The 18,023-nt window shown below is 73.3% G+C and carries 16 protein-coding genes and 2 pseudogenes; 7 read left to right on the top strand and 11 right to left on the bottom strand.

Features of this window, described 5'->3' with window-relative positions:
* Positions 1-9 precede the first annotated feature (9 nt).
* Positions 10-2,416: pseudogene (locus IF88_RS49340) on the bottom strand (polysaccharide lyase 8 family protein).
* 856 nt (positions 2,417-3,272) lie between these two features.
* On the opposite strand from IF88_RS49340, the gene IF88_RS0118665 reads away from it, so the two are divergent.
* Positions 3,273-3,512: a chaplin gene (locus tag IF88_RS0118665; RefSeq protein ID WP_030713125.1), complete on the top strand. Its 240-nt coding sequence runs from the start codon at positions 3,273-3,275 to the stop codon at positions 3,510-3,512.
* A 66-nt stretch (positions 3,513-3,578) separates the two neighbouring features.
* Here IF88_RS0118665 and IF88_RS0118660 read toward each other — a convergent pair whose 3' ends face one another.
* Positions 3,579-4,322 carry a carbonic anhydrase gene (locus IF88_RS0118660; RefSeq protein WP_030713122.1) on the bottom strand — a complete coding sequence of 248 codons (744 nt, stop codon included), beginning with the start codon at positions 4,320-4,322 and terminating at the stop codon, positions 3,579-3,581.
* A 294-nt stretch (positions 4,323-4,616) separates the two neighbouring features.
* Between IF88_RS0118660 and IF88_RS42155 the strand changes: the two genes are divergently transcribed.
* Positions 4,617-5,264 carry a hypothetical protein gene (locus IF88_RS42155; RefSeq protein WP_051837121.1) on the top strand — a complete coding sequence of 216 codons (648 nt, stop codon included), beginning with the start codon at positions 4,617-4,619 and terminating at the stop codon, positions 5,262-5,264.
* A 57-nt stretch (positions 5,265-5,321) separates the two neighbouring features.
* Here IF88_RS42155 and IF88_RS0118650 read toward each other — a convergent pair whose 3' ends face one another.
* The 5 genes from IF88_RS0118650 to IF88_RS0118630 form a co-directional block, all read right to left on the bottom strand.
* Positions 5,322-6,818 (bottom strand): cellulose binding domain-containing protein, encoded by a 1,497-nt coding sequence (locus IF88_RS0118650; RefSeq protein WP_030713115.1) that lies wholly within the window; start codon positions 6,816-6,818, stop codon positions 5,322-5,324.
* A 272-nt stretch (positions 6,819-7,090) separates the two neighbouring features.
* The gene (locus IF88_RS0118645) at positions 7,091-7,531 is read right to left on the bottom strand and encodes a hypothetical protein (RefSeq protein ID WP_030713112.1); all 441 of its coding nucleotides are present in this window, start codon (positions 7,529-7,531) and stop codon (positions 7,091-7,093) included.
* Positions 7,532-7,748: 217 nt separating this feature from the next.
* Positions 7,749-8,120 carry a VOC family protein gene (locus tag IF88_RS0118640; RefSeq protein WP_030713110.1) on the bottom strand — a complete coding sequence of 124 codons (372 nt, stop codon included), beginning with the start codon at positions 8,118-8,120 and terminating at the stop codon, positions 7,749-7,751.
* Positions 8,121-8,170: 50 nt separating this feature from the next.
* A complete protein-coding gene (locus tag IF88_RS0118635) occupies positions 8,171-9,298 on the bottom strand; it encodes a PP2C family protein-serine/threonine phosphatase (protein WP_030713106.1) in 1,128 nt (375 codons plus the stop codon).
* 246 nt (positions 9,299-9,544) lie between these two features.
* Positions 9,545-10,336, bottom strand: coding sequence for a LysR family substrate-binding domain-containing protein (locus IF88_RS0118630; RefSeq protein WP_030713103.1), 792 nt, complete (start codon positions 10,334-10,336; stop codon positions 9,545-9,547).
* 58 nt (positions 10,337-10,394) lie between these two features.
* Here IF88_RS0118630 and IF88_RS0118625 point away from each other — a divergent pair, with 58 nt between their 5' ends.
* Positions 10,395-10,799, top strand: a complete 405-nt coding sequence (locus IF88_RS0118625) for a DUF5997 family protein (protein ID WP_030713100.1) — start codon at positions 10,395-10,397, stop codon at positions 10,797-10,799.
* A 32-nt stretch (positions 10,800-10,831) separates the two neighbouring features.
* Here the strand turns inward: IF88_RS0118625 and IF88_RS0118620 are convergent, their stop codons facing one another.
* Together IF88_RS0118620 and IF88_RS0118615 are read right to left on the bottom strand one after the other, a co-directional pair.
* Positions 10,832-11,464 carry a YdeI/OmpD-associated family protein gene (locus IF88_RS0118620; protein ID WP_078892979.1) on the bottom strand — a complete coding sequence of 211 codons (633 nt, stop codon included), beginning with the start codon at positions 11,462-11,464 and terminating at the stop codon, positions 10,832-10,834.
* A gap of 4 nt (positions 11,465-11,468) precedes the next feature.
* Positions 11,469-12,431: an ABC transporter ATP-binding protein gene (locus IF88_RS0118615; protein WP_051837119.1), complete on the bottom strand. Its 963-nt coding sequence runs from the start codon at positions 12,429-12,431 to the stop codon at positions 11,469-11,471.
* Between the two features lie 132 nt (positions 12,432-12,563).
* On the opposite strand from IF88_RS0118615, the gene IF88_RS0118610 reads away from it, so the two are divergent.
* Entirely contained in the window at positions 12,564-13,919 is a 1,356-nt protein-coding gene (locus tag IF88_RS0118610) for a sensor histidine kinase (RefSeq protein ID WP_063754813.1), read from the top strand.
* A complete protein-coding gene (locus IF88_RS0118605; RefSeq protein ID WP_030713088.1) occupies positions 13,916-14,614 on the top strand; it encodes a response regulator in 699 nt (232 codons plus the stop codon). The genes IF88_RS0118610 and IF88_RS0118605 overlap by 4 nt, the downstream gene beginning before the upstream one ends.
* A gap of 58 nt (positions 14,615-14,672) precedes the next feature.
* On the opposite strand, the gene IF88_RS0118600 is transcribed toward IF88_RS0118605, so the two are convergent.
* Entirely contained in the window at positions 14,673-15,128 is a 456-nt protein-coding gene (locus tag IF88_RS0118600; RefSeq protein ID WP_030713084.1) for a DoxX family protein, read from the bottom strand.
* 849 nt (positions 15,129-15,977) lie between these two features.
* Here IF88_RS0118600 and IF88_RS0118595 point away from each other — a divergent pair.
* Positions 15,978-16,958 carry a tellurite resistance/C4-dicarboxylate transporter family protein gene (locus IF88_RS0118595; RefSeq protein WP_037806299.1) on the top strand — a complete coding sequence of 327 codons (981 nt, stop codon included), beginning with the start codon at positions 15,978-15,980 and terminating at the stop codon, positions 16,956-16,958.
* A gap of 333 nt (positions 16,959-17,291) precedes the next feature.
* Positions 17,292-17,726 (top strand): VOC family protein, encoded by a 435-nt coding sequence (locus IF88_RS0118585; RefSeq protein ID WP_030713080.1) that lies wholly within the window; start codon positions 17,292-17,294, stop codon positions 17,724-17,726.
* 198 nt (positions 17,727-17,924) lie between these two features.
* Here the strand turns inward: IF88_RS0118585 and IF88_RS47295 are convergent.
* Positions 17,925-18,023, bottom strand: a pseudogene (locus tag IF88_RS47295) (IS481 family transposase); the annotation flags it as partial.

The following is an 18,023-nucleotide window of genomic DNA, read 5'->3' as shown; positions in this document are numbered from 1 at the left end:
CCCGCGGCGTCAGCCCAGCGCTACCTCGATCCGCTGGGTCGCTCCGGCCCGGGCGGTGAGGTCCCCGAAGACGAGGGTGAGGGCCGAGCCGGTGGTGGCGGAGGTGACCGTGGCCGGCTGGGAGAGAACGGACGCCACCGGCCTGTGCCACGTGATGGTCAGCGCGGTCCGCATCCGCATCGGATCGGAGACGCACAGCGTGGCCCGGCCGTCGCCGTGCTCCCGTACGAGGACGCACGCGGGACCGTCGGCGGTGAGGGCGCCGACCGACCCGGCGAACCAGAAGTTCACGGCGGTGACGCCCAGCGGGGCGACCCGGACGCCCTGTTGGGCGTTGTCGTTGGCGAGGACCGTGAGCCATCCGGTGTCGGCGGCCCGGGCCGCGGTGGCGGCGACGGTGGCGCCCGGGAGCAGGATGTGGGAGCAGGCGGCGTCGGCCGGGTCCACACCGTGGTCGAACCACAGGGTCAGATAGCGGCGGGTGACCGGGTCGGTGGTGCCGCCGGTGTTGATGTCGTGCCAGCAGCCCGTCCGGGCCTCGCGCAGCGCCCTGACCGTGGCCCCGCCGGGGAACACGTACCCGCCGTGGCCCGCGATCTGCGCCCAGCGGGTGCCGGGGAGGGTGGCCGACCAGCCCAGGGCGGTGGACTGCACGACGCCGTTCACGGTGAGGGCCTGGGAGCCGGTGGCGCCCAGATTGCGGTTCTCGACCACGGTCTCGACGGCGGCGCCGTCGGTGGCCCGCACCGACCCCGCCAGGCAGACGATCGCATCGGCCAGACAGAACCAGGACTTCTTGGCGTACAGCGTGCTCGACAGTCCGCGCACGAACTGGCCGACGGCGGCGTACTCCCCGTCCGTCGCGCCGCCGACCCAGTTCACGTCCGGCCGCGGCAGGCCCCACGCACCCCCCTCCGCGTCGGCGAGCGGCTTCCTCGACACGGTGGTCCCCGGCAGCCGGTACGGGTCGACGGTGGGCCAGAAGGCGTCGGTGTACTGGCCGTTGCCGTACGTGGCCCCCCCACCACTGGAGCATGCCCGCGCCGGCGTGCCAGCCGCGGAGGTTCTCCCCGTTGCCCGTCTCGTAGAGGCCCATCCGCCTGGAGGCCATGCTGATCGAGGCCGCCCAGCCGGGCCGGCGGTGGACGGCCCGGTCCATGCTGGGGAAGAGGCGGTGCCCGGTCGGCTCCGCGATCGCCGTGACGGCGCCGTCGTCCAGTACGGCCCCCAGCCGGGCCAGTGCCGCGAGGCCGAGGTCGGTGTCCGAGAGCACCGGGCTGTAGTAGTCCCGCTGCGCCCAGCCCTTCACCAGCCCGCGCCAACGCTGCCGCTCCGCGCTGCTCGCGGCGGTCCCCAGCAGGGCTATGGAGGCGAGGACGTCGTGGCCCCGGCCGTGGTCACCGCCCTGGAACCCGTAGGAGTTGGTCCTCGGACTGCCCCGGCTGGTGGAGCGGCCGGACACCGCGTCCATCATCAGGCCGTTGTAGAGGAACGGGGCGAAGGACTTCTCCACCGAGTCGAGGACCAGCTGCCGGCCGGGGTCGGTGACCGCCCAGGTCGAACCGTTGAGCAGGACGAAGAGCCCGGCCAGGCCGCCCAGCAGCACCGCACCGTAGGAGCCGGTGTAGGAGAGGTAGGTGTGCTGGACGAAGGACCCGTCGGCGTAGAAGCCGTCCCCGCTGGTGACGACGGGGAAGACGGGGGAGAGGGCGTCGCGGGCGAGCGCGACCTTGGCGGGATTCCGGCCGAGGATGCCGCGCAGGACCAGTGAGCGGCACAGGTCCACCCGGTTGGCGCCGGTGCTGGTGCCAGTGTACTGGGCGACCGAGGAGTCGGGGACGAAGCGGTCGACCGCCGCGAGGTAGCCGGCGAGCTGCGCGGGGGAGAGCCGCGCGTACAGGACCGTGCTGATGTCCAGCAGCAGCTGCGGTGAACCGATCTGGAAGTCCCACCAGTTGCCGAACTGGCTCTTCGCGGGGTTGTAGACCCGCTCGTGGAGGTGGTCGAGCCCGGTCATGACGTCGGCGGCCAGCCCGCTGTCGCCCGTGAGTCCCGTGCCGGGCTGCGCGTACGCCTGGGCCATCGTCCCCAGCCGGGCGTAACTGGCGGTGACCGAGGCGGAGAGGGTCAGGGGCAGGTCGGGCCAGAGCGATCCGGCGGCGACCGCCATGGCAGCGCGCTGCTCGGCGGCCTGGCTGCCCAGCAGGGCCAGCTTCCCGGCGAACGGCGCGGCCGCCGGGTCGAACCCGCTGCCCAGCACCATCTCGCGCCACCTGTCGCGGAGTTGGTCGAACTCGTCGCCCGCGGCGGACGCGGTACCGGGTGTCGAGAGGGTGAAGGCGGAGGGGATTCCGGTCACCAGGGCGACGTTTCCGGAGAGGCGCAGGAAGGAACGGCGGGACCGTGGAGCGGACATGGAGCCTCCAGAGCTGGGAGGTGCCCTGACGACCGTTTCTAGCATGCGTGCGAAATCACGCTCAAGAGACGCGTATGAACCGATCGTATCGATCGATCTGCGTACACGGTGCCGCCGACTCACGTGGTCTGGTACCCCTGCACCCATGACGGATGACCGCTCCTGGATCCCGACCGGGACCGTGGCCGCCGTACCACTCGACGAACCGCCCGCCGTCGTGAGCATCGGGGTGGGGCTGCGCGGGGTCACCAGAGCCCTCGACGTCTTCCGGCGGTGGTCCGCTACCGCTACCGGGGCCGCTCCGAGCACCTGTACGCGCACGTGCGGCGGCTGCCGGGAACCGGCTCCGCGCGGGCGGGTGCGCCGGGCCCCGGCGCGCCGCGGCCCGTTCCCGTGGTCCAGGACGCCGGGGCAGGGCACCCCGCGCCAGGCGGACGCCGAGGCGTGGGGGTGCTGTGGCGGGTCGCGGAACTCGGCGTACCCGCCCAGCGGCTCCCGCCCCGCACGGGCGGCTCGGCTCCGCCGCTCCCCGACGCAAGGCCGCCACCCCCGCGCAGCGCGCGGGACGGGATCACCGTCCGTGGTCGGTTCTCACCCCGCGGCCGGGGAAGACCGGCAGCGAAGGGGCGGTTCCCGGAGGCACGTTGCGCCGCCCCTCTCGAACAGGGCTCCGTCGAACGGCACCACGGCCGCCGGGCTCCGATGCCCCCAAACGGGGGCCGCGAGGGCACCCCTTCGAGGGAACCGGGCTCCTGAACCAGGTCGGGCGGCGGTCAGCTGCCGAATGAAAGGGGGTGGTCCCCCTCGGGGCCGCGCGGTGCTCCGGCACCGCTGTGCGGTAACAAGGAGATGTCACGTGTCGCGTGTTCTGAAGAGTGCAGGCCTTGCCCTGGTGCTGGGCCTGGCGGTCATGGGCGGTGCGTCCTCGGCGTCGGCGGACGCCCACGCGGAAGGTGTCGCGATCGGCTCGCCCGGCTTCCTCTCGGGCAACGTGGTCCAGATCCCGATCCACATTCCGATCAACGTGTGCGGGAACAGCGTCAACGTGATCGGTGCGCTCAACCCGGCCGCCGGCAACGTCTGCGTCAACGCCTGAGGGTCGTGAACGCCGGCTCATCCCGGTCGCGGACAGCGCCGGGATGAGCCGTCCGTACCGCCGCCGTCACGACAGGGTGCGCACCTGCTGGTCGCGCAGTTCGTAGCGGGCGGCGACCACGGCCAGTTCGCCCGCCGCGACCTTCCCGGCGAGGTCGGGCTCGGCCGCCAGTCGGCGACGGACCTCCCGCACGTGTGCGCTGACCGTCGCGTCGACGCGGGCGTCACCGTGCTGTCCGTGATCGATGGAAGGCCGTATCTGATCGGCCAGGTACCGGATGTGGGCGGGAAGCGGCTCGCCCGTCTCGTCGGCGTGGACCGCCGCGGCCACCGCTCCGCACGACTGGTGGGCCAGGACGAGCACCAGCGGTACGCGCAGCTCCAGAACCCCGTACGCGATGCTCCCCAGCACCGCCTCGTCGAGCACCTCGGCCGCCGACCGTACGGTCAGCAGGTCGCCCAGGCCCTGGTCGAACACCAGCTCCGGCGGCACCCGGGAATCCACGCAGCCCAGCACGACGGCGAACGGCTGCTGCCCCTCGACGAGCCGGCGCCGCAGGTACGCGGACTCGTGCGGGTGCTCCTGGTGCTGCGTGCGCCAGCGCTGGTTGCCGGCCGCCAGCCTGCGCAGCGCCTGCGCGGGGGTGGTGACGCGCCCGGCGCTCTCCGCGTCCCGCGGGGCGGCGGAGGCCGGAAAGGCCGAGCCGAGGGTCAGGCCCGCCCCGGCGGCCGCCGTGCCCGCCACGGCGGTGCGCAGCAGGGCGCGGCGACTGCGCGGAACGGCGGCGGGAGTCCGTGTGTTCGAAGGCATGCGTGGACGGTAACCCGGCATGCGGGGCGGGGAGTTGGGGCTGCGGCGGCGTTGGCGGGATCCGCTCGGTGTCCCTACGGGGCACACCCGGGGGATTCGGGCGCTGGGGGAACGGGGTCGTGGCCGGCCCGGCGGGCGGCGATCCGGCGGGCCGCGGTCTGTGCGCCCGAGGCCATCCGCCGCGCCTCGGCGGAGAGGGCGGCCTCGCCGCTGTCGGTGAGGCGGTGCTGCCCGCACTCGGGAGGGCGGCCCCGGCGTGCGAGGCTGTCTCCGGCACAGGGAGGAGACCACACCATGCACACGCCGAGCCGGCCCGAAGACCTCGACCACCCCGAGCTGTTGTGGGCGAGGGCGGTGACCATGGCCATGGTCGACGCCGCATGCTCGACCAGCACCGAATTCTCCCTCGACGACGACGGCCTGTGGTGCCACTCCACCGGCGCGGGCGGCTGGTGGCGCCTGACCTTGTTCGACGGGGAACGCGCCGTGTTCTGCGGCCAGGACCCCGACGGCAGCCACACCCATGCGGCCGGCGAGCAGATCGACTTCCTGGCGGGCGGCCCCGCATGGCTGCCCTGGGAGCTGCTGAGGGACGACGCCAAGGGGAACCTCTTCGGCTTCGTCTACTGGTGGGAGGGCGGAGCCTGGCACCGGATCCCCTACCCCGACGAGCTGAGGGAGGACGGGCTGGACGGGGCCGCCCCCTGGGTCGGCTCGCAGAAGGAGTTCCTCGAGCTCGCCGTGGCCTCGTACGACGCCCCGTACGACCGCTCACGGAGCCTGGCCGAGGCCGTCGCCCGGTTCGCGGCACTGGCGCGGGAGCGCAAGGCCGACGCGGACGCCGTGGCCGCCCTGCTGGCCCCCGGCCACACCGAAGGCCGCCCCGCGCCGCGGCCGGAGGTGGCGCTCGACCTCGCCACCCGCGCGGGCATCCTCGCGTAACAAGTGACGGGCCCGCCGCACGTCATGTGCGGCGGGCCCGTGGGCCGTTCGGTGCGGCTACTTGAGCGCGGCGAACGCCTTGGTGAAGGCCAGCGGCTGCTGGAGGATCGAACTGCACGTGGCATCGGCGTAGTTGACGGCGCCGGCCGCACACTGCTTGTCGCGCGTCGAGGACCACATGGCCAGTCGGCCGATCCCCTTCGACGCCGCGAACTCCACCAGCTGCGTCGCGTCCGCGACGGTGAAGATCTCGCTCGTGACGTCGTTCACGCCGATCATCGGCGTGACGGCCACGGCCTTCCACGCCGCCGCGTCGGAGAGCCCGAGCACCCCCTTGAGCTGGGCCTGGGTGGCCGTCGCGGCCTGGATCGCGTACTGCCCCATGTCCCCGCTGTACGCCGGCCCGTAGTCCATCGCCATGATGTTGACGGCGTCGACCCGCACGCCGTTCTTCTTGGCGTCGGCCAGCAGCGCCACACCCGGCTGGGTCAGCCCCTCGGGCATCACGGGCAGGGTGAAGGCGACGTCCAGGCCGGGGTGGGACTTCTGCAGCCGGGCGATGGCCTGCGCACGGCGCGCGTTGGCAGCGGTGTCCGGCAGGGCCGCGCCCTCGATGTCGAAGTCCACCTTGGTGAGCCGGTACTGGTCGACGACCTTCCCGTACGCGGCCGCCAGCTCGTCCACGGTGGCGCAGTTCAGGGCCAGTTCGTGCCCGGCGGCCCCGCCGAACGACACCCGTACGTCGCCGCCCTTGGCGCGCAGCGCACCGATCTGCGCGGCGACCTTGTCGCTCGCGAGGTCCGTGACACCGCCCCACAGGGGCGCGCAGCCGCCGCCGGAGGTGATGAAGGCGAGGTGGAACTCCTTCACGCCGGTCTTGGCCGCCGTGTCGACCAGGTCGTAGGCGGGGTACAGGGAGGTGTCCACGTACGGGGCGAAGCGCGCGCCGCTGCCGCCGGGCGCGGGGACGGGGGCGGTGGGGGTCTGCGTGGGGGAGGGCGCCGCGGTCTTCGTCGGCGCGGCGGAGGTGGCGGGCGCGGTGGGCGTCGCGGGCACGGTCGCGGTGACGGTGGGACGGACGGTGGGCCGCCCGCTGGGCTGGGCCGTCGCGCCCTGGTCCACGGAGCACTTCACGCCGTTGATCAGGCACCCGGTCGGGTCGCCGGGGGAGCCGGACCCGCTGGTCACGAAGCCGACGGTGACGGAGGCCCCGGCGGCGAGTTCCCCGTTCCAGCTCGCGGGCTTCACGGTGACCCGCCGGCCGGAGACGGTGTGGGTGCCGTTCCACAGGGAGTCGACCTTCGTACCCGCCGGCAGGTCGAACTGGAGAGTCCAGTCCGACTGCGCCTGGCCGGTGTGGTTGGTGATGACGTACTGGCCGGTGTAACCGCCGCTCCAGGAGCTGGACTTCGTGTACACGGCGCCGACGGAGGCCGCCTGGGCGGTCCCGGTGAAGGCGAAGGCCGCGCCTCCGATCACGGCCGCCGCCACGATCGCTCCCGTGATCTTCGCCTTGCGGCTCGTCCTGCGCCGGTGCCCGACTGTGCTGCCCATCGCGTGCCTGCCTCTGTGTTACTGGGGGGGTTGGGGTATGCGGCAGCACGCTAGCCGCACCGAAACGGACATTCGTTCGTTTCGACCCGCCCTTCGTGAGTCTTAGGTTCCGCTTAAGGCAGGGGTAAGCAGGGGCTGAGGAAGCGACGTTGCGGACCGCTGGCGCCAGTCTCGTCTCGTTCACGACGGACTGACCGGCCCCGGGCCGAAGGTCGGAGACAGGCGAAAGGGGGTGTCACCCGCGTGCGGGTGACACCCCCTCGTCGTGCGTCCTACATGGAGGAGTCGTCGAACGGGTTGTTCATCACGCCCGACGCCTCGCAGCTCGCGATCACGCCGCTGCTGGCGCCGATCTTGCAGACCTCGAAGTAGGCGTTGTCGATCCAGCCGGCCTCCAGGTACGTGCTCCACGAGGCGCTCGTCTGGCCGCTGGGCACGGTCCGCATGCTCCAGACCTTGTGGCCGCTCGCGCCGTTGGTGATGAGGCGGATGCCGACGACGTAGCCGTCGGTCGCGCGGTCCTGGGCGACGATCTGGATCGGGTCGAGACGGTAGGGGTTGATCCGCCAGCCGATGACCATCCGCCCGTAGTACGAGTTGGTCGAGACCGTCTGCTCGGTGCCGGACGCCGCGGCCGCGGGGCTGGCGATGAGCGGAATGACGACGGTGGCCAGAGCCGCGGCGGTGGCGACGAGGCTGCTCTTGAGGCGCAAGGATCCCCCAGGGAAAAGGTGTTGGCTTGAAATGCCTACTCTAGCTGGAATTCGATCATGCCTGGTCCTGCCTGACGGTGCCGCAACTTGCCTCATCCGGGGTGCCATTCGGCCCTTCCGTGGGACTTCCCTCAGGCCGGCTCGTCCGCGGCCGGGGACTGAGCAGGCCACTTCCGCAAGGCCCGCGGCCCACCTTCGCCTCGGGCTCGGGCTGTGGTCAGCCGTGGGTGGTGTCGATCACGCAGAAGCGGTTGCCCTCGGGGTCGGCCAGCACGATGAAATCGGGGTCCTCGGGATAGGAGTCCCAGTCGACGTGCCGGGCACCCAGCGCCACCAGGCGCGCCACCTCCGCCGCCTGCTCCGCCGCGTCGGCCACGTACAGGTCGAGGTGGACCCGCGGGCGTTCCTGTACGGGCGTGACGCTGCGGCCCAGTGCCAGGCCGGGCCCGCCGCCGTCCGGGGGCACCAGGACGGTCCAGCCCTCGTCCACCTCGCCGTCGCGCGGGACGTAGCCCAGGGCCCGGCTCCAGAATTCCGTGGCGCGCCGCACGTCCGAGGCGCCCATGACGATCGTTCCGATGGTCAGCATGATCCGATTCTGGCAAACCCCGATCCCGTTCCCACAAGGGCCGTCGCTCCCTACAGGGGTCGTTCGATCGCCACCATCGCGGCGTCGTCGCCCAGGGTGTTGCCGGTCGCGTGGGCGAGCAGGTCCCGGCACAGGTGGTCGAGCAGGGCCCGCGGGTGCATGCCGGAGCAGGCGGCCACGCGCTCCGCGAGGGGGTAGAAGGCGCCCTCCCGGTCACGTGCCTCCAGAACGCCGTCCGTGTAGAGGAGCAGGACGTCACCCGCCGCGAAGGCGAAGGTCTGCGCCGTGACGGGCGCGGCCACGAGACCGGCGAGCCCCAGGGGCGGCCCGGGCTGGGACACCTCCAGGTGTACGACCCCGCCGGCGCGGGGCAGGAGGAGCGGCGGCGGATGGCCGCAGCTGACCAGGTGCAGCACCGGTTCCACGTCGGGGACGTCCAGGACGGCCGCGGTCACGAAGCTCTCGCCGTCCTCGCCCGGAACGCCGTCGCGGCCGTCGTCCTCCGAGCCGTCCAGGTCGGGGGAGACCGCCGCCTCCAGGTAGTTCACCAGGCCCGTCAGCTCGGCCTCCTGGTGGGCTGCGGCCCGGAAGGCGCCGAGTACGAGCGCGGCGTCCCCGACCGCCTCCAGGCCCTTGCCGCGGACGTCACCGATGATCAGCCGCGTCCCCGTGGCCGTACGGGCGGCCGCGTACAGGTCGCCGCCGATCTGGGCCGCGGCCGCCGCCGCGAGGTACACGGAGGCGACGCTCAGCGGTCCCATCCGGTCGCGCAGCGGCCGCAGGACCACCTCCTGGGCGGTCTCCGCCACCGAGCGCAGCTGGATCAGCTCCTTCTCGTGCACCTCGCGCAGGTGGGCGAAGAAGGTCACGAACCCCGAGATCATGACGAGCGCGATGATCTGGAAGGTGTGGTTCAGATCGGTCAGGCTGGTGCGCGCCGTGGCGACGACCACCTGGGCCAGCACGGCGACCAGGCCGACGAGGCCCGTCATCCGGGGCCCCGCGAACGAGGCCGTCACCGCCGGTGCGGCGACCAGGAACGGCCCGAGGTGAACGTCCGGCGGAGCGACGACGTCGACCAGCGTCACGATGGCGATCAGCGCGAACGGGACCGCCAGCTGTGCGTGGCTGACCCGCAGGGCTCGGTGGCGAGGGGGGCGTGCCGGCCGGAGATCCATCCCACCTGCATACACCGGGAGGCGATCCGGATCCCCGAAGCCAGGCCGTCGGGGCCACAGGCCTGTCGTTCGGATCAGACCGGACGACGGTCCGTGGCAGCCCTGCCGGGCCTCGCCGGCCGTAGCGTGCCCTTGCCCGCCCGTCCGGGTCCCCGTCCCCTTGCCCGCCTTTCCCGGTCCGCTGGCCCTTCCGTGCCCTCGCCGGCCGTTCCGGTCCTCGCCGGTCCTCCCGTGCCCTGGCCGGTCCTACGGCCGACGGCGGGGCTTGCCGCTCTTGCCGCCCTTGGCAGCCTTGGCGCCGCCGGATCCACCACGCGGGTTCTTGCCCGTGGCCTTGCCGGACGTGGTCTTCTTCTGGGCACCCGAGCCCGAGCCGGAGCCCGTCTCGGGGCGCTTGCGCTTCGCCTTCGGCTGCGGCGGCGTCGGAGGGCGACCGCGCGTGCTGTTCACCGTCCGGCCGCGGACGATCCCGATGAACTCCTCCACCAGATCGGTGGTCTCCTCCTGCGGCCACGACAGCGCGACGCGCGACTCGGGCGCGTCCGAGACCGGCCGGTAGGTGAGGTCCTTGCGGTGGTGCAGACGGGCCAGCGACTGCGGGACGACCAGGACGCCGATCCCGGCCGCCACCAGCTCGATCGCGTCGGCCGTCGTCGCGGGACGCTCGATCGCGGGCCGTCCCGGCAGCTGCTCCCACACGAGGGTGTCGTCGAGGGGATGCAGCACGATCTCGTCGGCCAGGTCCTCGGTGGACACCTCTTCGGCCGCTGCCACCAGGTGGTCCTTGGGCACGACCACCACTGTGGTCTCGGTGTACAGCGGGATCGCGCTGAGGTCCGTACGGTCGACCGGCAGGCGGACGAATCCCGCGTCGGCGCCGCCCTCCCGCAGTACGCCGAACGCCTCGCCGGGGGACACCGCGACAAGGGTCAGCGGGACGTCCGGCAGCCGCTCGTTCCAGATCCGCACCCACTTGCTGGGTGTCACCCCGGGGACATAAGCGAGCCGGAACGAATGGGGTACTTCCGAGCCTGTCACCCCGCCAGGTTACCCGGCGTGGTCGGAGGTAGCGCACACGCTCGATACTCTTGACACCATGACGTCGCACCAGAACACCCAGACGATGAAGCCCGCGACCGCGGCGAAGAAGCTGGGCGTGTACCTCGAGGCCACCCCCGCCGAGTTCCAGGAGGGTGTCGTCTCGCGCAGTGAATTGAGTGCGCTCCAGGCCGATCCGCCCGAGTGGCTGCAGGAGCTGCGCCGCAACGGTCCGCACCCCCGGCCGGTGGTCGCGGCCAAGCTGGGCGTGTCCATCGCCGGCCTCGCCCGCGGAGGAGTCACCGAGCCCCTCACCACCGAGCAGATCGAAGCGCTGAAGCAGGAATCTCCCGAGTGGCTGCAGAAGGAGCGCGCCACCCAGGCCGAGGTCCGCAAGGAAGCGGTCCGGATCAAGGAGAAGAACGCGGAGCGGGCCGAGAAGGCCCGCGGACAGGAGTCCTGACCCGCGGCTCTGACCTGCGGCTCCGGTCTCCGTCAGGCCTGGCTTCCCCCCGGGGAGGCCGGGCCTGACGCCTTTCCCCTCCCCCCGGAGGATTCCGCCTGGTCCGCGGTCAGGGTGCGCAGGGCCTTGCCGAGCCGGGCCTTCCGGCTCTCCGGCGTGAGGGCCTGGAGCAACGGCAGGACCAGCTGGTAGCGCCCGGTCTTGTCGAGCGCATCGAACGCCTTCCGGGCTTCGGGATCCGCGTCGAGGGCCGCCGCGAGGTCGAGCGGCACCACCGCGGTGCTCTGCGACGCGTAGGCACTCGCCCACCGCCCGTCCGCCTGCGCCCTGCGCACCTCGGCGAGCCCGGGCTCGCGCATCCGCCCCCCGGCCGTCAGCGCCGCCACCTTGTCCACGTTCACCCGGGACCACAGGCTCTTGGGGCGGCGCGGCACGTAGCGCTGCAGGTAGTGGAGCTCGTCGAGGGCGCGCCGCTGGCCGGAGATCCAGCCGTAGCACAGCCCGATGTCGACCAACTCGTCATCGGTGACCGACGGGATGCCGGACTTCTTCTTGGCCACCTTGATCCATACGCCCTCGTGCCGCGTGTGGTGCTCGGCGAGCCAGCCCTCGAACGCTTCGGCGTCCGCGAAACCGACGATCTCCACCCCGCCCAGTTCGTCCACGCGCTCAGGCTATCTCCCGACCCGGCCCGGCCGGACCCGGCTCGTGAGCGTCCTCGCCGGGGCGGACGTACCCTCGGGCGCCGGCGGCGAGCTCGTCCAGCACCTCTTCCAACGAGGGTCTGCGGGTGTCGAGTTCGAGCACCACGATGCCGTGCTCGGTGGCGAGCGCGCCGACTCGTTCCGCCGTCATGCCGGTCACGGCGAGCCGCCCGGCCCCCGACAGGCGGGCCCGGACGACCGTGGCGCCCTCACCCGCCAGTACGGTGGCCAGCTCGGCGCAGTGCGGAGTGCCCACCACGACCCGGGCCGCGGCGCCCCGCGCGGCGAACTCGTCCGAGGACTGCGCGGCGACCACCCGGCCCCGCCCGAGGACGACGATCCGGTCGGCGGTGTCCGCCGCCTCCGCGGCGCGCTCGCCGGTGATCGCGACCGTACGGCCCTCCGCGGCCAGCGTGCGCAGGAGCCGCCGGGCCCACCGCACCCCCTCGGCGTCCAGACCGGCCAGCGGCTCGTCGAGCAGCAGCACGGGCGGATCCCCGAGCAGCGCGACGGCGATGCGCAGCCGCTGCCGCATCGCGGGGGAGTACGTCGCCACGCGCCGCCGCGGCTCCCGCGACAGGCCCGTCTCCGCCAGGACTTCGGCCACCCGGCCGGACCCGATGCCGTGCTCGCGGGCCAGCGCCCGAAGGAACGCCCGCGCGGTGCGCCGGCCGCGCAGGGCGGCCGGCTCGGGCAGCGCCCCGATCTGGTGCGGGCTCCGCGGGCGGCCACGCGGCGGGACCCCGCACACGGTGACCGTGCCCGCGGTGGGGGAGTCCAGTCCCAGGATCAGCCGCAGCGCGCTGGTCTTGCCGGACCCGGCGGGGCCGAGCACCGCCGTGACCGTCCCCGGCCCGGCCGTGAGGGACAGGCGGTCGACGGCGGGCCGGCCGCCGTACATCTTGGTGAGTTCCTTGACCTCGATCACCTGGCCAACCCTGCCGGGAGACCCGGCCCGCGGACATCGGGCCGTCGGCGGCAAGGACGGGGGCGCCTCCACCCGGGGGTGTAAGCCCGGGGGCCGATGTCCGCCCGCGGGCCCGCTGGTTACCGTCGCGGCATGGATATCCCACCCAGGAATGCGAAGAGCACGAAGCGCGCCGAGAGCGTCGAGTTCGCCGACGAGCGTGTGCAGGACCCCGAGCGGCGCGTACAGCGCGCCGACGGCCCCGGGCCGAAGCCGGCGTCGGCCCTCGCGGCATGGGGTGGAGCCGTCCTCTACCTCCTCGTCCCGGGCCTGCTGATCGGCGGCGTCCCCTACGCGGCCGGGCCCCTCCTCGGGGCGGTGCTGCTGCTGGCCGTGACCCCGCTCGTCGGACTGCTGCGGCGCCGGCCGCTGCTGGCGCTGACCCTGACCCTCCTCGGAGGCATGCTCGTCGCGGGCGCCGCCAGGGACCACAGCCCGGGGCGGTTCCTGGTGTTCATGGCCTCGGACCTCGTGCTCGGCTACATCGTCGCCACCCGCTCCCGGCGGGACGGGCTCATCGCCACCGCCATGGTGGTCGCCGTCGAGCTCCCGGCCGTCGGACTGCTGTCGGTCGGGCCCTACGACATGATGAGCACCGGCCTGATCGGCTCCCTGTCCCTGGGCGCCGTCTGCATGACCGGCCTGCGGTTCCGTGAGCGCCGGGAGCACACGGTGGAACTGCGGACCAAGGAGGTCTCCGAGGCCGTGACCGCGGAACGGCTGCGCATCGCACGTGAGTTGCACGACATGGTCGCCCACAGCGTCGGCGTGATCGCCATCCAGGCCGGTGTGGGCAGCCGGGTCATCGAGACACAGCCGGTCGAGGCCCGCGCCGCCCTGCGGGCCATCGAGACCATCAGCCGCGAGACCCTGTCGGGCCTTCGGCGTACGCTGGTCGCGCTCCGCCAGGCACAGCCGGACGGGCTCCGCGAGCAGGCACCGCTCGGCCCCGCACCCGGACTCGCGGAGCTCGGATCCCTGGTGGCCACGACCGCCGCCGCCGGAGTACGGGTCGACGTACGGCGGGAGGGGGAGGAGTGCCAACTCCCCTCCGACATCGACCTGTCGGCGTACCGCATCGTGCAGGAGGCGCTGACCAACGTGGTACGCCACGCCGGCACCGGGCACTGCCGGGTCACCATCGGATACGGGGAACAGGAGCTGACCGTGGAGGTCGTCGACGACGGGCGCGGAACGCCCGAGGGCATCGGGAGCACGGGATTCGGCATCACCGGGATGCGCGAGCGGGTGAGTCTGCTGCACGGCCGGTTCAGTGCCGGGCCCCGTCCCGGCGGTGGATTCCGGATCGAGGCGGCCCTGCAGCTGCCCGTGGCGGTGCCCGTTGGGGTGCCCGTTGCGGTGCCGGTGTCACAGCCGGTGTCGGTCCCGGTGTCGGCCCCGGTCAGCGCGCCGGCCGCGGTGGCCGAGGGTGAGGGCGAGGCCCGATGACCGGGGCTCCCGCGGGGCCGGTCCGCGTACTGCTCGTCGACGACCAGCCGTTGGTCCGCTCCGGCCTGCGCGTGCTGATCGCGGACACCGCCGACCTGGAGGTCGTCGGCGAGGCCGGTACGGGCTCGGAGGCGGTGCGCCTCGCCGCGGAACTGCGCCCCGACGTGGTCGTGATGGACATCCGCATGCCCGGCATGGATGGCATCGAGGCCACCCGGCTCATCACCGAGGGCGCCGGCGCGGGCGGGACCGAGTCCGTCAGGATCCTCGTCCTGACCACCTTCGACGAGGACGAGCACGTCTACGGGGCGCTGCGCGCCGGCGCGAGCGGCTTCGCCGTGAAGGACATGGCCCTGGAGGAGATCCTCGCGGCGATCAGGGTCGTCGCCGCCGGAGACGCCCTGATCGCGCCGGGCGTGACGCGCCGGCTGATCGCGGACTTCGTCCGACGGCCGGGGCCCCCGGCGGCGGAGCCGGTCCTGCGGTCCGTGGCCGGTATCACCGAGCGCGAGCGGGAGGTCCTGACCCTGGTGGGGCGGGGCCGCTCGAACGGCGAGATAGCCGAGGAGCTGTTCATCTCGGCCGCCACGGCCAAATCGCACGTGTCGCGGCTGTTCACCAAGCTCGGCGCCCGGGACCGCGTCCAACTCGTCATCACGGCCTACGAGATGGGGCTGGTCGCGGCGCCCCGATGAGGGGCCCGGGCGCCGGAGCGGGTGACGGTGAAGCCGGGCCGAGAGGAGGCACGATTCCTCAGGCGGTCACGGTCTCCGTGCGGGCTTCGTCGCGGCGTCCGGAGGGCGTGGCCGGGCGGGAGGCGAACAGCCCGTCCACGGCGAGGGCGCCGGGACCGGTGAAGACCAGCAGGAGGAAGGCCCAGCAGAACATCGCGGAGGCCTCGCCGCCGTTCTGCAGCGGCCAGAGCGCACCGGGCTGGTGCACGGTGAAGTAGGCGTACGCCATCGAACCGGAGGCGACGAAGGCGGCCGACCGGGTGCCGAGGCCCAGCAGGACCAGGGCGCCGGCGACGAGCTGGATCGCGGCGGCGTACCACCCCGGCCAGGTGCCGGTGGCGACCGTGCCGCCGCCGTGGGCGCCGCCGAGGACGCCGAAGAGCGAGGCGGCGCCGTGGGAGGCGAACAGCAGTCCGATGACGATCCGGAACAGGCCGACGGCGTAGGGCTGGGCATGGTGGAGACGTGTGTTCACGGGGGGAGGCTCCTTCGGTTGGGGACGGGTCCCGAAGTCGTGCCGATGCTCAAGCGGAGCGAGCCAAAGGTTAGGTACGCCTAAGTGGCCTTGCAAGCGCGAGTTTCGGCCACTGGCCGAGGGGATCCGACGCTACCCCGCCTCCGCGAGGCCGGACCGATGGCGCGCGGGTCGGCTGCGGGTTGGCTGCGCCGCTCGTGCCGGGCCGGGCCGGGCCGGGCTTCGGGCGGGCCGGTTGCACCGAGGCCGAGCGGGTGGGGGGCGGTTGGCTGCGCCGCGGGTTGGCTGCGCCGCTCGGGCGGGGTCGGGTGGGGGCCGGTTGTGCCGGGGGCGGGCGCGCGCCGGGGCGTCTCCTCGGGCGCCGAACGTGTCGGGGGGTCGGAGCGTCTGGGCACCTTGCGTTCGACGCCCTGCGGGGATCACCCCGACACACACCCGCCCCCGTCCCAACCGGCGGCTGCCCCGATCCCTCAGCCCTGACCCACCATCCAGTGCTGACGCACCATCCAGCCTCGCCGCACCCATTCAGCCTCGCCGGCGTTTGAGGCGCGGGGTGCGGGGCGGAGCCCCGATCTTTGAGCTGTACCATCCGGCTGCGTGTTTGAGGAGCGGGGTGTGGGGCGGAGCCCGGCGAGGGCGGGGATCGGGACCTGCCGGTCCGTTCCCCTGTGACGGACCGGCAGGTCCTCGCCTTCCCCCAGCCTAGGAGCGGGCCGCGCCCCTGCATGTGCATCGCGTGCAGACTCTGTTGATCTTCCGTGCAGAAGGTTTGCGCCGCCCGGAGGGGCGCTGCGAGCCGGTCGGCCCCGTCCGCTGGCGCCGCGCGGAGCGGTGGGGTCCGCTGGAGGGGTGAGCATCCCTCCCGGCAGCGGCTGGTGGATCGGACTCCCGCCGGCGGCGGGAGCCGCCGTCATGGCGGCGGGCATCATCTCCGTCGGCCTGCACCTGACCGGACACGAGCCGTCCTCGCTCGTCGCCCTCGTCCTCGCCGTCGCCCTGTGGCTCGTGCTCGCCGCCGACTTCACGGCCCGGCTGCTGGGCGACCGCGGGCGGTTCCGCACCGAGGCCGACACCCCGGCCGCGCTGACTGCCGTCGCCGCCACCACCGTCATCGGCACCCGGCTCTCCATGCTCGGATGGCAGACCGTGGCGGCCGCCCTGCTCGCGCTCGCCGCGGCGCTCTGGCCCGGGCTGCTGCTGAACGTCGTACGGCACTGGAGGCGGCGGATGCCGGGGGTGGCGTTCCTCGGCTGCGTGGCCACCCAGGGCCTGGCCGTCCTCGCGGCGGCCCTCGCCGACGCCGGCGACTACGACTGGCTGGCCCGGGCGGCGCTGGTCGCCTTCTGCCTCGGGCTGGTGCTCTACGTGGCCGCCTTCCTGCGCTTCGACCTGCGCGAAGTGGTGGGCGGCGCGGGCGACCACTGGGTCGCGGGCGGGGCGCTCTCCATCTCCGCCCTGGCCGGATCCAAGCTCACGGCGTCACCCGTGTGGACCGGTTCGGCGCACACGGTGCTCCTCAACGTCACCCTGGCCGTCCTTGCCCTGTCCCTCGTCTGGTACGTCGTCCTCCTCACCGCCGAACTGCGCCACCTGCGGCCCCGCTACGACATCCGGCGCTGGGCCACCGTCTTCCCGCTCGGCATGACCTCCGTGGCCTGCCTCTCGGTGGCCGGCCCGGCCGGCATCGGCTGGCTGCGCCCGCTGGGTGAGGTCCTCCTCTGGATCGCGGTGGGCGCCTGGCTGCTGACCTTCGCCGCGCTGCTCGCCTCCCACCTCAACGCCCGCCTGGGCTCCGGGCGCCCGCCCGGCCCGGGGACAACGGCCCGATGACGACGCCTCACCTCCTGCCCGCGCACGCACCTCGGTGGTCGCGAACAACACGATGAACCGTGAAGGCGGGCTCACCGGCGTCAACAGCAATGTCCGCGCGCTCGGCTTCGACCCCGTCGCCCACCTCACGGCCCGTTCCGCCACCCCGTCCTGACTCGACCTCTGCAGCGGCGAGGGCCGCACCCCGCGCAAGGCCGGCCTCGGCTGCCCGCCGCGACCGCCCTCACCGGCGTCGGCCCCATCGTCCCCGCCCCGGCCGGGCAGCCCGGCGTGGCCTCGTACTGCGAACCCGTTCCGGTGGCGGCCGCGCTACCCCCTCAGTAGGGTCCCGGCATGGCATACACATTCCAGGTGACCATCGACTCGGCCCACCCGCACGAGCTCGCCGACTGGTGGGCGGACGCCCTGGGGTGGGAAGTGGAGCCCAGCGACGAGAAGTTCATCCGCCGCATGGTCGAAGAAGGGCAGGCGACCGAGGCGGACACCACGACCCACCACGGCGTCCTCGTCTGGAAGGTGGGCACGGGCATCCGCCACCCGGAGGGCCTGCAGCGCGCACCCCGCATCCTCTTCCAGTTCATCCCCGAACCCAAGACGGTCAAGAACCGGGTCCACCTCGACGTCCGCACCGGCGACGACGACCCGCGCGCCGTCGTCGAACGCCTCGTCGCCAAGGGCGCCCGCCACCTCCACGAAGGCAACCAGGGCCCCAGCACCTGGACAACACTCGCCGACCCCGAGGGCAACGAGCTCTGCGTTTCGCACTAGTCCCACCCAGGCCCTGTCCGGGCGGTCTTCGCGGGCCCGCGGGGTCGGGCACGGCACCTCGCCGCGTTGTCGGAGCGCGCGAGTGCGGCCAAGTACGAGCTGCGCTCCTCCGCCTTGCGATGCACCGCACCTGGGGGCACCTCCCAGCGGTAGCCGGGGGACCCGCGGCCTGATCCACGAAGACCGCCCGGACTGGGCCTAGGTGTATTGCCCAGTGAGGTTGGGGACGCGGTTGGCGGGTGGTTTGCCTGCGAGGGCGGTGTGTCCGCGGTGGTGATTGTAGGTGTGGAGCCAGTC

This window comes from Streptomyces sp. NRRL F-2580, assembly GCF_000720115.1.
In the GTDB taxonomy this organism is placed as follows: Bacteria; Actinomycetota; Actinomycetes; order Streptomycetales; family Streptomycetaceae; genus Streptomyces.
Note: the sequence above shows the minus strand (reverse complement) of the source record. Positions and strands in the feature narration are given on the sequence as shown.

Excerpts from the sequence above, each read along its gene's own strand:
- IF88_RS0118660 (WP_030713122.1), bottom strand. The coding sequence starts at position 4,322 with ATGCCTTCGAACACACGGACTCCCGCCGCCGTTCCGCGCAGTCGCCGC.
- IF88_RS42155 (WP_051837121.1), top strand. The coding sequence starts at position 4,617 with ATGCACACGCCGAGCCGGCCCGAAGACCTCGACCACCCCGAGCTGTTG.
- IF88_RS0118650 (WP_030713115.1), bottom strand. The coding sequence starts at position 6,818 with ATGGGCAGCACAGTCGGGCACCGGCGCAGGACGAGCCGCAAGGCGAAG.
- IF88_RS0118640 (WP_030713110.1), bottom strand. The coding sequence starts at position 8,120 with ATGCTGACCATCGGAACGATCGTCATGGGCGCCTCGGACGTGCGGCGC.
- IF88_RS0118635 (WP_030713106.1), bottom strand. The coding sequence starts at position 9,298 with ATGGATCTCCGGCCGGCACGCCCCCCTCGCCACCGAGCCCTGCGGGTC.
- IF88_RS0118625 (WP_030713100.1), top strand. The coding sequence starts at position 10,395 with ATGACGTCGCACCAGAACACCCAGACGATGAAGCCCGCGACCGCGGCG.
- IF88_RS0118610 (WP_063754813.1), top strand. The coding sequence starts at position 12,564 with ATGGATATCCCACCCAGGAATGCGAAGAGCACGAAGCGCGCCGAGAGC.
- IF88_RS0118605 (WP_030713088.1), top strand. The coding sequence starts at position 13,916 with ATGACCGGGGCTCCCGCGGGGCCGGTCCGCGTACTGCTCGTCGACGAC.
- IF88_RS0118585 (WP_030713080.1), top strand. The coding sequence starts at position 17,292 with ATGGCATACACATTCCAGGTGACCATCGACTCGGCCCACCCGCACGAG.